14 protein-coding genes are annotated in these 16,212 nt (G+C 33.6%); 13 read left to right on the top strand and 1 reads right to left on the bottom strand.

Annotation, left to right across the window (positions count from 1 at the left end; all coding sequences use genetic code 11):
• Positions 1-100: 100 nt before the first annotated feature.
• The 9 genes from BC952_RS06085 to BC952_RS06045 all read left to right on the top strand — a co-directional run bounded on the left by BC952_RS06085 (position 101) and on the right by BC952_RS06045 (position 9,741).
• Positions 101-640 (top strand): hypothetical protein, encoded by a 540-nt coding sequence (locus BC952_RS06085; protein WP_121364972.1) that lies wholly within the window; start codon positions 101-103, stop codon positions 638-640.
• A 279-nt stretch (positions 641-919) separates the two neighbouring features.
• Complete coding sequence (locus tag BC952_RS06080; RefSeq protein ID WP_121364673.1) at positions 920-1,804, top strand: XAC2610-related protein; 885 nt, start codon at positions 920-922, stop codon at positions 1,802-1,804.
• 627 nt (positions 1,805-2,431) lie between these two features.
• Positions 2,432-3,736 carry a M28 family metallopeptidase gene (locus BC952_RS06075; protein ID WP_121364672.1) on the top strand — a complete coding sequence of 435 codons (1,305 nt, stop codon included), beginning with the start codon at positions 2,432-2,434 and terminating at the stop codon, positions 3,734-3,736.
• Between the two features lie 527 nt (positions 3,737-4,263).
• Positions 4,264-5,274, top strand: coding sequence for a toll/interleukin-1 receptor domain-containing protein (locus BC952_RS06070; RefSeq protein WP_121364671.1), 1,011 nt, complete (start codon positions 4,264-4,266; stop codon positions 5,272-5,274).
• A gap of 308 nt (positions 5,275-5,582) precedes the next feature.
• On the top strand, positions 5,583-6,380 hold the full coding sequence (locus BC952_RS06065) for a hypothetical protein (protein WP_208639971.1): 798 nt from the start codon (positions 5,583-5,585) through the stop codon (positions 6,378-6,380).
• On the top strand, positions 6,380-6,799 hold the full coding sequence (locus tag BC952_RS06060; RefSeq protein ID WP_121364670.1) for a hypothetical protein: 420 nt from the start codon (positions 6,380-6,382) through the stop codon (positions 6,797-6,799). The genes BC952_RS06065 and BC952_RS06060 overlap by 1 nt, the downstream gene beginning before the upstream one ends.
• Positions 6,800-6,895: 96 nt before the next feature.
• A complete protein-coding gene (locus BC952_RS06055) occupies positions 6,896-7,354 on the top strand; it encodes a hypothetical protein (RefSeq protein WP_121364669.1) in 459 nt (152 codons plus the stop codon).
• Between the two features lie 27 nt (positions 7,355-7,381).
• Complete coding sequence (locus tag BC952_RS06050; RefSeq protein WP_121364668.1) at positions 7,382-8,293, top strand: hypothetical protein; 912 nt, start codon at positions 7,382-7,384, stop codon at positions 8,291-8,293.
• Positions 8,294-8,337: 44 nt separating this feature from the next.
• Positions 8,338-9,741, top strand: coding sequence for an RES family NAD+ phosphorylase (locus tag BC952_RS06045; protein ID WP_121364667.1), 1,404 nt, complete (start codon positions 8,338-8,340; stop codon positions 9,739-9,741).
• A 104-nt stretch (positions 9,742-9,845) separates the two neighbouring features.
• On the opposite strand, the gene BC952_RS06040 is transcribed toward BC952_RS06045, so the two are convergent.
• Positions 9,846-10,253 carry a helix-turn-helix domain-containing protein gene (locus BC952_RS06040; protein WP_121364666.1) on the bottom strand — a complete coding sequence of 136 codons (408 nt, stop codon included), beginning with the start codon at positions 10,251-10,253 and terminating at the stop codon, positions 9,846-9,848.
• A gap of 180 nt (positions 10,254-10,433) precedes the next feature.
• Here BC952_RS06040 and BC952_RS06035 point away from each other — a divergent pair, with 180 nt between their 5' ends.
• The 4 genes from BC952_RS06035 to BC952_RS06020 all read left to right on the top strand — a co-directional run bounded on the left by BC952_RS06035 (position 10,434) and on the right by BC952_RS06020 (position 16,068).
• On the top strand, positions 10,434-10,994 hold the full coding sequence (locus BC952_RS06035; protein ID WP_121364665.1) for a hypothetical protein: 561 nt from the start codon (positions 10,434-10,436) through the stop codon (positions 10,992-10,994).
• A 35-nt stretch (positions 10,995-11,029) separates the two neighbouring features.
• On the top strand, positions 11,030-12,646 hold the full coding sequence (locus BC952_RS06030; RefSeq protein ID WP_121364664.1) for a hypothetical protein: 1,617 nt from the start codon (positions 11,030-11,032) through the stop codon (positions 12,644-12,646).
• Between the two features lie 127 nt (positions 12,647-12,773).
• On the top strand, positions 12,774-13,019 hold the full coding sequence (locus tag BC952_RS06025) for a hypothetical protein (RefSeq protein ID WP_341866832.1): 246 nt from the start codon (positions 12,774-12,776) through the stop codon (positions 13,017-13,019).
• A 757-nt stretch (positions 13,020-13,776) separates the two neighbouring features.
• Positions 13,777-16,068: a DNA topoisomerase 3 gene (locus BC952_RS06020; protein WP_121364663.1), complete on the top strand. Its 2,292-nt coding sequence runs from the start codon at positions 13,777-13,779 to the stop codon at positions 16,066-16,068.
• Positions 16,069-16,212: the final 144 nt, after the last annotated feature.

Raw genomic sequence — 16,212 nt, 5'->3', positions numbered from 1 at the left:
TTGATTTTGCTTTAGGAGAATTTTTAACTGGCTGGAATAATGCAAAATAATTAATTCGCCCAGCCAGCGTGAGCAACAAGTGAAAAGAAAAACACGAAGAATGAAATTCGACAGAAAAGATAAAATAGAGATTTTTGAAAATGCAATTAGTTGGATTGTAGTATTTGCACTCTTTGTTTATGGTGGAGGTAAAATAGTACAATTTGATGGAGCTTCTGAAATCAACAAAACTGTTTCAGACTTGACTGGAATGGAATTGATGTGGGCTTTTTATGGGTACTCCAAATCATATGCAATAACTTTAGGACTTTTTGAAATAATTGGAGGAACATTAATTTTGATGAAAAGAACTAGAATTATTGGTTGTTTGTTTACATCTACTATACTTGTAAATGTGATTTTACAAGACATATATTTCGAAGTCCATCTTGGAGCTTTGAAAGCAGCTATATTATACCAAGTGTTAATTCTAATAATTTTATGGTTAAATAAAGATAAAGTTATTCAAAGCATAAAGGCTTTAATCCATTTCAATACATCTCAACAACCAAAAAATAAATTTATAATCAAATTAGCTATTGCTTTTATTTGTTTTGTACTATTTAGAATAACAGAATACTATATAACAATTAAATTGTAAAGCCAATTGCCAAAAGCTACTACAACTGATTTGGGCATTTGGCTTAATGGAAAGTTGGTTTTGTATTTGAAATGATTTGGCAAATCCGAAAATAGGGCTTAATTTAGTCCCAAACCCGCTGTAGTGCCGAGACGCGAGGCTGTGAAAAAACTACTTCTAATTTAGAAAGTATTCGGAGGGCTGGCAAAGAAAAATCTCAAATACGACAAGAATCTCAAGAGGTGGATTTTAGTTTTTTCACAGACTGACGTTAGCTACTATTATAGAAGAACCTGCAAAATGAAACAGACATTAACAATATTGACTATTTTACTTTTTAACATTAACCTATCTGGACAAACAACTTATGCCGGTTTTATTGACAAATATCCTATTGAATTTGTAACAGACATTTATTCAGATGGAGATGCAAGAGCATTTTATGTTTACACAAAATTTGACGACCCGATTAGAATAAACGGAACTCTCAAAAATGGATTATTAAAGCTAACAGAAAAGAATGGCTCAAATAAAGATAGTGCGACTTTAATTTTTAAGGACTTTAATCCTAAAAGCAATAATATTGAAGGTGTTTGGAAAGATATAAGTTCAAACAAAGAACTTAAAATAACTTTAACCAAATCTTTTGATATAGATCATGGAGATAGTCTTGAATGGAAAAATAGGGAATTACTACAACCGACTTCATTAAAGAACAAATACTTTAAATTAATTATTAGTAAAGAAAAAGATATATTTTATGCAACTGTAACAGGATTAAAAATATTTGAAAAAAAAACAGACAAACTCATTCAGCAAATAAACTTAGAATGTCAACTTTGGGGGTTAGACAACATAACTATTGACGATTATAACTTTGACGGCATTGCAGATTTTTCCGTCTTTGAGCAAAGTTATGCAGGACCAAATACTTCTAGTCTATATTTCCTATGCGACAGACAAACAAACAATTTCTTTGAAAGCGGGTTTAGTGGAACTTCATTAGAGTTTGACAGCAAAAACAAAAAAGTTTATGAGCGCAATCAATGTTGTGCAGGAACTAGTGTAACAACAGCTGAATACAATGTCGTAAAGAACAAAATGGTGCTAATAAAAGAGCATTGTTTTAAATGGGATGAAAAAAAGCAACAATTAATTGAACGAAAAATGAAGGACTGCCAATAATAACAGCAAGAGTTTCGTTGCGTGCGCAGCACGAGCAAGGAAACTCGTGTTGAACAAATCTAAAGGCTGGCGCAAGCCTCCCGCTCGTGAACACAAACAAAGGCAAATATATTATTATTGTAATTGGGACGAGCAGGCTAAAGAAACATCAAAATGATTTTAAGCTGAAGCTTAACATCCAGCTCTGCGAAGTATGAATAAGTCGTAACAACAAAATATAATCGGGATTGCTCTGCGAAGTCTCTGACTTCGTAGCCATCCCAATAAGCAATAAACAAAGGGAAATAGAATTTGCTAAAGTTAGAACGACATATAACAAACTATGCCCACAACAAGAGGCAAATAAATTATTAGATAAACCGGATGAGATTGCTTCGTTCCTTGCAATAACCAGATTGTGGAAACGGTATTATGAAAAAAGTTCGTTATTTTTTAGCCCTGATGGTAGCGGCATCCTCGTAACGCAGTGGAGAGATACAGCGCACAGCAGGAGGTTTCGTTCTTGAAAACTCATTCGTTTTGCTCCAAATTATAAATAAGTCCAAACCTTTTTATTATTTTTACTGTAACACAATTCCAATACTACACTCTTACGGTAGAACCTATTGTTATTAAAAGCTATAATTTATGAAAAAAATTATTTTAAGTGCAGTTGTACTTTGTTCAACTTGTATGTTGCAGGCCCAGAACATCAATAAAATTATCAATACAAAAGACGTTACCAAGATAGAGAAAGTGCTTTCGGCTGATGATATGCAAGGCCGAAGAGCGTTTACTCCAGGTATCGATAAGGCTTCCTCTTATATTGAATCTGAGTTTAAGAAAATAGGACTGCAAACATTTAACGGAGCGAAGGATTTCAAGCAGGAATTTTCCATGACCGAGTCTAAAAATGTTTCCCTAAAGGTGCTGATTGATGGTAAAGCAATAGATAAAGTGGATGTGGTTTCTTTTTCCTACCAACCTCAACTTGATATGACTGAAAAAAGCGATGTTCAAGTTGTGAAAATAAATGCCGGAGATAAATTTGGTCCGAAGTTTTACGAGTATTACCAGAGCGAAAAAAACCTTTTGGTTCTTGTGGATGCTTCTTTTAAAGCCCGAATTCAAAATGTGAAACACATTCCGCAAATGACTGCTAATCCAGGAGGAAATACGGTGGTGTTTGTTTTTGGTACTACTGAAGCGACTCAATTTTCAATAGAAGGCACCAATACAATTACAAAAAAAGCATTGAATAACGTAGTAGGCGTATTGAAAGGTAAAAGCAAACCCAATGAATATGTTGTGTTTTCAGGGCATTATGACCATTTAGGTGTGGGTTCCCCGGCAGAAGGAGTCGGTCACGATGGTACCGATTCTATTTATAATGGCGCTAATGATGATGCCGCTGGAACAACAGCCGTAATCATGCTGGCCAAGTATTTCAAGAAACTAAATAATAATGAGCGTACGATATTGTTTACCACATTTGTAGCAGAAGAAATTGGAGGTTACGGCGCGCAATATTTTTCGAAACAATTAAACCCGGCGCAAGTAATGGCTATGTTCAACTTGGAAATGATTGGAACGGAATCGAAATGGGGTAAAAATTCGGCTTACATCACTGGTTTTGAAAAATCTAGTATGGGGGAAATACTTCAGAAAAATTTACAAGGATCAGCGTTTAAATTTTATCCGGATCCTTACCCGGAACAACAATTATTCTATCGTTCAGATAATGCGACTCTAGCCAAACTGGGCGTTCCTGCACATACGATTTCTACTTCTAAAATGGATAGTGAACCGAATTACCACAAAGTAAGTGATGAAATAGAAACGCTGGATATGGTTAACATGACACAAATCATTAAAGCCATTGCTATCAGTTCTGCTACCATCATTAACGGAAAAGATACACCATCAAGAGTGGATAGTAGTACCTTGAAATAGAAAATAGGATACCTATTTGGACTTCTTGATAATTGAAGTTTGTTTATTTTAATGGGTAATTATTTTGCAATCTGTTTATTGTAAAATAATTACCCATTACTATTTTACCCCTAGTGCGAGCACAATATCATTAAATTAAGTTGTTTAAACCGTCACTTCGAGTGATTTTAAATAGTAATGCGATAGCTTTACTATTTAAAATTGTATCGAGAAGCCCCTAGTAGTGCGAGCATCTTGCTCGTACCCACAAACAAAATAAAACACAAGAAACTACAACCCTAAAAAGTTGTAGTTTTTTTGCAAAAAATGGCGTTTACGGTTTCCCGTAACATCCCTGAATAAAAAGGAATTACTTTTGAAAAAGAGATAAAACTAAAATGTTTTTTATCAGTATTTTCGGTATTAATTTATATATTTGAGAAGATAACAAAATGTTATAAAATAGCGACAATCTATCCAGTTTTGGGCGTATAGTCGCTACTTTATAGCGACTATATACTAGTTAGCTGTAATTGTAAAGAAACTGTATGGAAAAATGTTTAAATTTAGAATATGATGTTGTTCTTTCATTCGCTGGAGAAGACAGAAAATATGTAGAGAAAACGGCTGAATATTTAAGAAAATCTGGAGTAAAAGTATTTTATGATGTATATGAAGACGTTAATCTTTGGGGTAAAGATTTATATCAACATTTGGACGATATTTATCAAAACAAAGCTAAATATGCAATCATATTTATTTCGGAACATTATGCTCGAAAACTTTGGACAAATCATGAGTTGAAAAGTGCCCAAGCACGAGCATTTTCAGAAAATCAAGAATATATACTACCTGTCCGATTTGATCTAACTGAAATTCCAGGAATAAGAAAAACAATTGGATACGTTTCAGCTAATGATAATACGCCAGCAAAATTAGGAAGGAAAATACTTCAAAAGCTTGGAAAGTTAGAACCTGAAAATTTTCTACCCAAAAAACTAACTTTTATTAATCGAATATTTCAATCGTTGTATGATATTTCAGAGCAAGAAATATATGATCACGCAAATTTTATATTCGGTTACTTAAAATTAATGAATGAAAAAGAAAGGCAATTTTTATCCAAATTAATTTTAAACACTTGTTCTGCAAATTTAATGGAAGATTTTCATGAAAAAATGTCTTTGCTAACTCGTGTAACAAATTTCACAAGAACAGAAATTTTAGATATTATTAATAACTTAAGTAATTTTGGTTTTGAATATACCGTGAGTAAAAAACTTCATGGCTGTTTTGTTGATGGTGTTGAAGTGGAAGCGGAAATTGTTTCCTTAAAATTTGTTCCGCTTGGAAAATCAATATTATTCGAGAATTCAACTTTTATGTTATTATGTATGTACTATGCAATAGCTTTTAATCGGTGTGAAACTTGTTGTTTGACCGCAATGGAGCGATTAGATTTTACAGATTTAAAAGAGAAAATTGAAGACACTGAACTGGAACAAATTTTGGATTGTGTTCCAAATTCATTCTATGATGACGAAGAAACTTCAGATTAAAATTAAACAACTACAGCTAACACACGCTACAAGCAATTTGGGTATTAGGCTTAATTTGAAATTGGTTTTGTATTTGGAAGATTTGGCAAATCCGAATAATGGGTTTAATTTAACCCCAAACTGCTTGTAGCGCGAGAACGTCAGGCTGTGAAAAAAACTCTTCAAATTTAGATAGTATTCGGAAGGCTACCAAAGAAAAAATTTAAATATGAGATTCTCAAGAGGCAGATTTTAGTTTTTTCACAGACTGACGTTAGCAGCAATACGACCAAAAAAAAGAAAAATAACAATCATATAAAAAATAAAAAATGTATAGAGGATTTAACCTAAAAATACCAAATGAACTTAATGAAAGTAGATTATTAACAATTGGTAAAGGAATTTTAAAAATAACCAATGAATGCGTAAAAGAGTCTCTTGACTCTTATTTGTTAGATAGTGGTTCTTTAGATGGAAATAAAATTATTGAAAATTGGTTTCCAGAATTTAAATCTCATATATTTTTATCTCACTCTCACAAAGATGAAGAAAAAGCAATAATTATTGCAGGAATGTTATATGATAAATTCAATATTTTAACTTTCATTGACTCAACTGTTTGGGGATATTCAAATGAACTATTAAAAAAAATTGATAATAAATATTGTCTTCAAAGTAACGGAGAAATTTATGATTACGATAAAAGAAATTATTCAACTGCTCACGTACATTTAATGCTCTCAACAGCATTAAACAAAATGATGGATAGCAGTGAGTGCTTGTTTTTTTTAAATTCACCTAATTCAATTTCAACTTCCACAGAAATTAATCAAAGAACAAATTCACCTTGGATTTTCTCAGAAATTGCAACATCAAAAATTATTCGCAAGCAAACTCCACAAAGATTAAAACGAGAAACAAGACTTTTCTCTGCTAAAGATTTGGTCATTATGAATGAAAGTGAACAAATTAGATTTAGCGTAGAATATGATTTAGAACTTTCACATTTGACAGAATTAAATAATTATGATTTACAAAGATGGATAAATACTCAAGCAAGTTCGCCTGAAAATGCTTTAGATAATTTATACAACCAACATAAGATTAATCCAAAATTTTTATTATAATGTCAGAAAACAAACTAAAACATTTAGAATTCATTCAAAATACAATAACGAGAATGAGTACAAATTCATTCATAATTAAGGGATGGACTATTACACTTATTTCTGCTCTTTTTGTACTTGCTCAAAAAGATTCAAATACAACCTATGCAATCCTTACCTATATTACAGTACCAATTTTTTGGTATCTAAATGCCTTTTTTCTACTACAGGAAAGACGTTACAGAAGCCTATATGATGATGTTAGAATTAAAGATGAGAATCTTATTGACTTTTCTATGGATGCTAAAACTTACAACGCAGGAGAGAATACAATAAAAGAATGTTTAAAAGCCGACTCAATATGGCCAATTTACTGTCTAATGTTACTTATTCCATTAGGTATATATTTATGTGAAAAACTAAGCAAGTACTGCTGCTAACACACGCTATAAGTAATTTGGGCATTTGGCTAATGGAAAAATTGAGTTGGCTGGTTTTTTCTGGACAGATGAAGAATTCTACTAAAAATACATTTTATGAAGAACTACCCTTTTTGGTTTAAAGTTTTATGCCATTTTAACGATAATAATTATTTTGAAAACGGATTAACAATTCCCTTTCTTCTTGGAGCAAGTTCAATAATTAATCCTGATAATGACATATTATCGATTGACGATTTTTTTTCACAAGCAATAGATGGATCTTTACCTAGAAAAATATCATTACAAAAGTGTGGTGTAATTGGTCAATATGTATTTGGAACTATTGATAGAGAGACTGTTAATTATCCTTACGGGAAAGCTATTACAAAACAATTCGAAAATATATGTATTACTGACAATTCATTTTTTAATACTATAAATTCTGATGAAGTAAAAAAAGTACTTATAGATGAGTCACAAAATTTATTAAATTCGAATCTGTATTCAATAAATGAAGGAACTTGGGGAGACTATTCAAATATTGAAAAATCAAGATTAGAAGAATTGAAATAGAGTTTTTTTACAAAATTTAAAAAAACCATGACACAAAGAGACTTAAATATAATTAGTGAACTATTAAAACGCACAAATGATTTGCCAGACATCCTTCATTTGAGAGCAGCACCAATTGGTTATGAATTAACAAGAACTGATGAAGAATTACTTTTAGATACTTATCAAAAATTAGATGATATATTAAAAGAAGTCGCTGCTTTTATTAATGTCAAGTTTTCAGGAAGACAGGATTATATTCAACCTTGGAATGAAATTGATTTTGATACCAAAATAGGTGGATTTAAAATAGTCACTACTGATAGAGAGCATACAAAATCAGCATGGAAAAAAGGAATTTTTGATTTAAAAAGCCTAATTAAGACCCTTATAAACGAAACTACTCTTCTTGTTGACGAAGAAAAAGAAATTAAAGAAAATCTATTGTTCAATGAAAATGAATGGGATAAATATTATGACCAACGTCTTGAAAAAAGAGCTGACGAAGCTGATTTTTTTCTTGATATGATAATTGAAAAAGGACTTATAAATTTAGATAAGCTAACAGTAAGAAAATATTTCAAGAAATGGTTTAATGAATCTCATGATTTCGATTTACAAATTGAAAATGGTGACTTCGTAATTGAAGATGGAGATTTTCAAACTGTTCCCAATTCTGGCAAGGATAACATACCTGAATTTCTAAAATGGTTTGAAAATGAAGGGAACAATTTTATGGAATTTTTAAAAGAACAAGGTGTGAATGTAAAAAAAGGTTCTAAAGAAACTATTATCAATAGTGGTAATCTTATAATTAATCAAAATTCTAAAATTAAAAAACAAACAATAAAAAACGGAACTGAACAACAAGAATCCAATTGGTCTAAGGCCAATATAATTACGGCTTTGGTGGTAGGCGTGGCGACAATTGCGGGTGTTTTGTGGCAGATATTTGGCTAATAATTATACCTCATAATCTATTACTAATTTAAATTAGCATTTTAATGAACTCAAATAATAATGACGAAAAATATATTTGCTATGATTGTGTGGGCGAAAATTATCTGAAATCCATAATTGAAAACAATGGTTTTGTAATTAACTGCTCTTACTGTGACAATGATGAACTGGAGTGTTTTTCACTTTTAGATTTTGCTGATAAAATTGATATTGCTTTTGATCAGCATTACATTCAATCACCTCCAAACCCACCTGATGACTGGTCAATTTATAGATTAAAAAATTTAGATTTTTGGGAACCTGATGGATCACCAGTAATTGAAGCTATTATGGACTCGGCAAATATTGAAGAAGAAATTGCGAAAGATGTTCAGGAAATATTGGAAGATAAATATTATGACCGCTCTTCGGCAGAAATAGGAGAAATGTCGAAATTTGATGATGAATCATTTTATGATATTAAAAGTCCAGAAGATATAGAATGGCAAAAACAGTGGAGCAATTTTGAACATATCCTCAAAACTAGTGCTCGCTTCTTTAATAAAAATAATGAAGAGCTTTTAAGGTCGGTTTTCGAAGAAATTGAATCTTTGCACACCCATGAAGGAAAGCCTGTTGTTCGTAATATTGGAACTGAAAAAGATGTTACGCATTTGTACAGAGCAAGAGCTTTTCAATCTGATTTTAAACTTAAAAATGCACTACAGTCTCCTGATAAGGAACTTGGCCCGCCACCTTCAGAATTTGCAACCGCAGGAAGAATGAATTCCAGGGGAATTTCAGTGTTTTATGGAGCAACTGATGCTAACACTGCATTAGCTGAAATTCGGCCACCTGTAGGTTGCAAAGTGGCTCTTGCACGTTTTGAACTAATGAAAACTTTGAAGGTATTGGATTTGAGTGCACTTACATCCACACTTGTTATCGGGAGTATTTTTGACGAAACTTACGCAGATAGATTATCGAGGATCATGTTTTTAAGAAACTTAAGCCAAAGGATGACTAGGCCAGTAATGCCCGATGATGAACATTCCGAATATTTGACTACTCAGGTTGTTGCTGATTTCTTATCGTCAGAATTAGAACTTGACGGTATTATTTTTCCTTCTGCCCAATCACACAGAGGGCTTAATGTTACTCTTTTTCATTCTGCTTCAAGAGTATTTGTACTCGAATATCCTGATGGAACAGATATTATTGCAGACCTTACAGAATGGAATGATGAAGGAATAGTTCCTAACTACACGGTATCAACATGTGTACCGAATGAAAATATAAAAGATAAAATTTTAAAGAATGAGTATTTTGAATTTCCTGACGGAGAATGGAAAAAGAGCGATCCAGATACGAGAAAAATAACTTTGTCAATTGATTTAGATTCTATTAAGGTGAAACACGTTGAGTCAGTACAAATTAAAGGTCAAGAATTTGATGTCATGCGATTTTGAATATAAAAAAAATTAGGCGCGCTGACTAAATAGCGAACTTAAATTTAATTAATTACAAAAAAGAGACTTCCAAGTCTCTTTTTTTGTTTATATCCTTATATAAATTATTTAGTGATTAATTTTTCAAGCCTTATCATCATTTCATCTTTCTCTTTCAACATACGCTCGTATAATGCAATTTTCTCTTCGTGTAGTTTTATAACCTCTTTTATAGGGTTAAATATTGGATGAAGATTAATTGCAGAGGCTCCATCTTTAAAATCTGAAAATGTATTCGATATAATATTTACAGCCTGCTCTTCATCAAAATTCTGAAACGCTTCAACAGGAATTTTTAATACAGCTGAGACTTGTTTAAGCAGGTTATCTTCAATTACATCTTTTTGCTCCAGCATAGAAATTTTCTTTTGATTCCAGTCTTCTCCCAGATCATAAGCTAATGCCTCCTGCTTTATGTTAAGCATTTCTCTAAAACGCTTTACGTTTCTTCCCTGATGTATTTTTTGTTCCATAATGAGTGTCAATTTTCTAAAGGCTCAAAGATAAAGCCATTTGGATTAAAAAGTCTGAGTTTCAAAGATAAAAAAATATCCTGTAAAATATCCATTTTGTCAGATATTATATCCGTATAGCGAATAGATTATCCTTTTGAAAGAGTGGAACTTCGCTTTTCAATATTAAATCTTCTCATTATGAAAAAGAATAAAATATCCCTTGAAACAAGGTTTTGGGCAGGGTTCGTGACAGGAAATCCATTTGAGGCATTTGACGCCATTTTTGACTTTGCACATCTTGATTATTATAAACAGAATTTAAGTGAAGCAGTACTTCACTGTTATAAGACAAAAGTCTACAAGCAGGATGCTCCTTGCAATGCTTTTGTCTTTTATACTGCTATATGTTCTTTTCTCAAAGTCTGTTACTGCCTGAAGGGGAAAGACAAGAAATGGAAAGTGAAAGAGTCTTCCCGCTCCGAAACGGTATTTCATCTTTCTTCCCTGACCAAAGAAGAATACGACAATCCTTTTTTGGCGCTTCAAAGTGCCTTTGAAGAGAGAACACTTCAACAGTTTGAATTTTTCTTAAGTGAAATCACAGAGCTTTCATTGTCTCCATATGATGTAGATCCTGACTCCGACCTTGCGACACCTTATATTCATTTAATCAAAATGCTCGATGCAGCGGAACTGATGAAAGAAAGAGGCGTTGAGAGAATAAAGAAAAATGAACAGGTTGAACCTTCAGTGGAATAAATTATCCTTTATCTAATCTTCAAAAACACAGTATTATGAAAACTCTAGAAAAACTTTCATTTCCAAAACTCGAAAACGAGTTTTTAGAAAATATCCTTCGGCAATTGGTCAATCAGTATGCTGTCATTCAAATGTTTTTTACCAAACAGGAACTTTCTTTACACTCACAACTTGTCATTAATCTCGAAAAAAAGATTGATGCGGATCAGCTGCAGTCGGCAAAATGGGTGGCGAAAGCTAGAAATGGTTATCAAATCAATGTCATTTTCATTTATTCCGGAAGGCTGCATCATCGATTTTCTATGGGGCATCCCTTTATTGAACTATACTGTCAGCCTTCGGCTCTTATCTATCAAAATGCAGCCGCTGTAAATCCGCTCATCATTACAAGGGATTGGAAGAAATACAAGAAAAAGTTTCATGCATTTGAAGAGCGTTTTTATAACGATCACGACCTTCAGAAGTCACAAGTTCATAATCTTATTTCTGAAGGTGCTTCCAACAGTGTTTTTACGTCCTATGCAAGATGGATGGAATATGATTTGGAATATTTAGAAGAATTATATTTAGTAAATAGCTTTAATTCGCTGTCTTTAGCCGAAAGGATCAATAATCTGATAGCCTATATTCCCGAGATTCAAAAATACTTTATAAAAAACAGCCACAGCAGCTATTATCTTATTGATCTGTTTGTAAAAGCAAAAGAAGCATCCGTCAATGACGATGAGCCAATACATAAAGATGAAGTGTATAAGGCAGTTGGAATTGCCGAACAAAATCTCTACCGCCTCATCGAAGACCGGTTTGCCGAGTTAAAAAAACGGATAAAAAAAGCATCATTTGAAAAGCAGGAACTTCCTTCTCAGATGGATGAAAAACCTAAAGATATAATTCTCGACGTTGCCATCGAAACCATAGTAAAGTCGGTTGAAGTCGAACAGATTTACTTATACCATCAAATTACGTATGGTGAAAAAACAACCTATTATCTGATGCTTATAGCTATCGGTGCGGGTAATGAAAAGTTAAAATCAGTCACCCAATCCCTGAAAAGCAAAACAGGTGGGAAATATGATTTTGTTTTGATAAGCCACAACCGCAGCTGGATGCAAAAGAACCTCTATCAGTATCAGAGTTTCTTTGCTACCATTATACAAGACAAATACCTGATATATTCATCCAGTCAATACCATCCGGAACTGCATTGGGAGCTGCCTCACAATCAGTACCACGCTGATCTGTATTTTTATTATAAGTCTACCAAGAATAGTGCTTTGCAGTTTTTTGCGATAGCCCGTAACGGGAATGAAAACCATCAGGGTTTAGATTTCCTTTTTTCACTATTTTTTCTGTCCTTTTGCAGGACCTACATTTTTATAAAAACGTACTACCTGCCAAATTATCTGTCAAGTCAGGCATTGTGGGAACTGTGCATCTACGCAGATCCCGACATCCGAAAATACAATTATCTGACAGAACAGTTCTGGACGGATTTCTTTCCGTATTTGGATAAACATAGAACCCTTCATCAAAGGCTATCAACGCTCAAAAAAAATGAGGTGGATCAGATGGTTGTTATTGTTGAAAAACTGGTATATGAATTACACAATTTGGTTATTGAGGACGGATTATTAAATTTTGAACAAGACTAATATATTGTCATTTAATATAATTAACCAATTTAAAAATCAAGATCATCGAAAAAACAGATGAAATGCATCAAATGTTTAGTACAGATTCACAGGACCTAAATAAACGAACTATTGAAAAAGAATAATTATGGAAACAAATGAAATTAAAAACCTGGAGAATAGTAGAAAATTAAGCGCTCGGTATTTCAACACACTAAAGCCTGTTACAGATAAAACGAATATGTACACTGCTGAAATCAGAGTGCTAAATTATTGCGAACTTGGGTATGTTATTTCTAACATGCTGAAATTATGCATTCTGGCATTAGACCAAGAAGCACCAGAAATTTCAGAGACAATCAAAAATCCATCTATTAATGTTGCGAGCGTATAGGAAATCGTGGCTCAGTTACTTCCTCTGGATGAAATTGAGTTCTTGGATGAAATGCATCAAATATTTAGTACAGATTCACAGGACTTAAATAAATTAACTACTGAAAAAGTATAGGCTTCTATTAGAGCACCATATCCTACTAGCACCCCCCTTCTGGTGCACTGCGACCGTGAAAAATGATTATTCAAATTTAAATTAAAAATTCCTTGGCATGGGTGAAAAACACTTAAAACAAGTGAGAAACACTTATTTTTAATACACTTAGGTGAAAAACACTTATGTAATTTATGTTCGTTTATTTTTAAGGCTTCCGCAATCTTGTATTGGTACAACTTTTTTGTTGTTACTATTTTGTTTTACGAAAGTTATTTAATGTTTGATAAAGCATAGATAGTGTATAGAAAGTGTATAGATAAAGCATGAATAGTGTATAGATAGTGTATAGATAGTGTATGGATAAAGCATGAATAGTGTATAGATATTGTATAGATAGTGTATAGATAGTGTATAGATAGTGTATAGATAGTGTATAGATAGTGTATAGATAAAGCATGGATAGTGTATAGATAGTGTATAGATAGTGTATGGATAAAGCATGGATAATGTATGGAAAGTGTATGAACAAAGCATCGATAAACAGTGCTTCATTCCTCCTAATGCTTCCTCCACTATTTATACCCGTTCATAACTCCTGCAGATTTCTTTATAATAGCAACATCTAAATTCCTAATTTGCGCCCTCAAAATAAGTAGTAAAAATGAAGGTCTGTATTGCCGAGAAACCAAGTGTAGCCCGTGAAATCGCATCCGTTTTGGGAGCCAATACCAAGCACGATGGCTATTTTGAAGGTAATGGGTATCAGGTAACGTACACTTTTGGGCATTTATGTACCTTAAAAGAACCGAACGATTACAAACCACACTGGAAAAGTTGGGACCTCAACAACCTGCCCATGCTCCCCGACAAATTCGAGACGAAGGTGGTGGAGAATTCAGGGATTCAAAAGCAATTCAGAATCATAAAAAGTTTGTTCGACAAAGCCGAATTAGTAATAAACTGCGGGGATGCCGGGCAAGAAGGAGAACTCATTCAGCGCTGGGTGATGAACGAAGCCAAATACAAAGGCGAGGTACAGCGCTTGTGGATTTCATCCCTAACCACCGAAGCCATCAAAGAGGGATTCCAGAACTTGAAACCATCGGCCAACTACGATAATTTATATTACGCCGGATTTTCCAGAGCCATTGGCGACTGGTTACTCGGCATGAATGCCACGCGTTTATACACCGTAAAACATGGCGGCTATAAGCAAGTATTGTCTATTGGAAGGGTGCAAACCCCAACGCTGGCAATGGTCGTGGACCGTTTTAAGGAAATTGAAAACTTCAAACCGCAACCGTATTGGGAATTACAAACCTTGTATCGAGAAACGCTTTTCAGCTATGAAGAAGGACGTTTCTTGAAGAAAGAAGATGGCGAATTGCTCTCCAATAAAGTAAAGGAAAGTGAGTTCGAAATTGTTTCTGTCGAAAAAAAGAATGGTAATGAGTTTGCACCAAAACTATTCGATTTAACAGGTTTACAGGTATATTGCAACACGAAATTTGGCTTTACGGCAGACGAAACGCTTAAAATTGTACAGACTTTGTACGAACAAAAAGTAGTCACCTACCCGAGAGTTGACACCACGTTTTTACCCAATGATATTTACCCGAAAGTGCCGGGGATCCTGAAAAACTTGACGAATTATGCTGCGTTGACGCAGCCGCTTTTAGAAAAAAAGATAAAAAAATCACCCAAAGTTTTCAATGATAAAAAAGTAACGGATCACCACGCGATTATTCCAACGGGGATTCAAACCAACTTACAATATAATCAGCAGCAAGTGTATGATATTATTACCAAGCGATTTATTGCTGTGTTTTATGACGATTGTTTAGTCGCTAATACTACTGTAGTTGGGAAAGCAGCCGATGTTTTATTCAAAACAACCGGAAAAGAAATCTTGAAAAAGGGATTTCGTGTAGTGTTTGAAGACCCAAACGCCAAAGAAAAAGAAGCCGATATCTTGCCGAGTTTTGTTGTAGGCGAAAAAGGGCCACATCAACCTTCGTTTTTAGAAAAGGAAACCAAACCACCGAATCAATTTACCGAAGCGACTTTATTGCGCGCCATGGAAACCGCGGGAAAGCAAGTGGATGATGAAGATTTACGCGAATTGATGAAAGAAAACGGTATTGGCCGCCCGTCAACGCGAGCCAATATTATTGAAACACTTTTTAGACGCCAATACATTGTAAGAAATAAAAAACAGGTTTTACCAACACCAACTGGAATTCAACTGATTGATACGATTCAAAATGATTTGGTGAAGTCGGCTGAACTGACCGGTTCTTGGGAAAAGCAACTGAAAGATATTGAAAAAGGAACGTTTACCGCGGGTTCATTTATTAAGAACATGAAAAACATGGTCGAAACTTTGGTGTACGAAGTCCGCAGTGAAACCAGACGCGCCAATATTTCGCATGCAGGAAGTGTTCAAAAAGAAGTGGCAAAAGTCGAGAAAAAGAAAGCAGCCGGAATTTTGGCGGAAGCCTGTCCGAAATGTAAAAAAGGAACACTAATAAAAGGGAAATCTTCGTTTGGCTGTTCCAATTATAAAGCGGGTTGCACGTTTTTATTGCCATACACTTTTGCAGAAAAAAAAATATCCGAGAATCAATACTTGCGATTGCTTCAAAAAGGCTCTACCGTAAACTTAAAAGATTTTAAAACGGATGCTGGTGTTGTGGAAGGTTTACTTCGCTTTGACGAAAATTTCCAACTCAAATTAGAACCTAAGAAAACTTTGACGAAAGCCGTACCTGATGAATTAGCCTGTCCGAAATGCCGGAAAGGAACCATGCTAAAAGGAAAAACGGCTTATGGTTGCAGTCAATATAAATTGGGTTGTGATTTTAAAGTGACTTTTGATACGGTCAGATTGAAACTAAAAGATCAAAAACCTACGAAGGAATTGGTTTATACTATTTTGAAATCCAGTGTTTAATTTTTCACCATATAAGTCATATAAGAATCATTTAAGTTAGCTTTAAAAAGTGTTTTTTTCTTATATGACTTATATGGTTAAGTTTTTTCAACGGTTGCATTTTAATTATTTGTTTGAAAAAGTATTCAAAAGTCTAGTCTTTTT

This window comes from Flavobacterium limicola, from assembly GCF_003634755.1.
In the GTDB taxonomy this organism is placed as follows: domain Bacteria; phylum Bacteroidota; class Bacteroidia; order Flavobacteriales; family Flavobacteriaceae; genus Flavobacterium; species Flavobacterium limicola.
This window is presented reverse-complemented; position numbering and strand designations above follow the sequence as displayed.

Coding starts and splice junctions, on each gene's coding strand:
- BC952_RS06085 (WP_121364972.1), top strand. CDS start 101: ATGAAATTCGACAGAAAAGATAAAATAGAGATTTTTGAAAATGCAATT.
- BC952_RS06080 (WP_121364673.1), top strand. CDS start 920: ATGAAACAGACATTAACAATATTGACTATTTTACTTTTTAACATTAAC.
- BC952_RS06075 (WP_121364672.1), top strand. CDS start 2,432: ATGAAAAAAATTATTTTAAGTGCAGTTGTACTTTGTTCAACTTGTATG.
- BC952_RS06070 (WP_121364671.1), top strand. CDS start 4,264: ATGGAAAAATGTTTAAATTTAGAATATGATGTTGTTCTTTCATTCGCT.
- BC952_RS06065 (WP_208639971.1), top strand. CDS start 5,583: ATGTATAGAGGATTTAACCTAAAAATACCAAATGAACTTAATGAAAGT.
- BC952_RS06060 (WP_121364670.1), top strand. CDS start 6,380: ATGTCAGAAAACAAACTAAAACATTTAGAATTCATTCAAAATACAATA.
- BC952_RS06055 (WP_121364669.1), top strand. CDS start 6,896: ATGAAGAACTACCCTTTTTGGTTTAAAGTTTTATGCCATTTTAACGAT.
- BC952_RS06050 (WP_121364668.1), top strand. CDS start 7,382: ATGACACAAAGAGACTTAAATATAATTAGTGAACTATTAAAACGCACA.
- BC952_RS06045 (WP_121364667.1), top strand. CDS start 8,338: ATGAACTCAAATAATAATGACGAAAAATATATTTGCTATGATTGTGTG.
- BC952_RS06040 (WP_121364666.1), bottom strand. CDS start 10,253: ATGGAACAAAAAATACATCAGGGAAGAAACGTAAAGCGTTTTAGAGAA.
- BC952_RS06035 (WP_121364665.1), top strand. CDS start 10,434: ATGAAAAAGAATAAAATATCCCTTGAAACAAGGTTTTGGGCAGGGTTC.
- BC952_RS06030 (WP_121364664.1), top strand. CDS start 11,030: ATGAAAACTCTAGAAAAACTTTCATTTCCAAAACTCGAAAACGAGTTT.
- BC952_RS06025 (WP_341866832.1), top strand. CDS start 12,774: ATGGAAACAAATGAAATTAAAAACCTGGAGAATAGTAGAAAATTAAGC.
- BC952_RS06020 (WP_121364663.1), top strand. CDS start 13,777: ATGAAGGTCTGTATTGCCGAGAAACCAAGTGTAGCCCGTGAAATCGCA.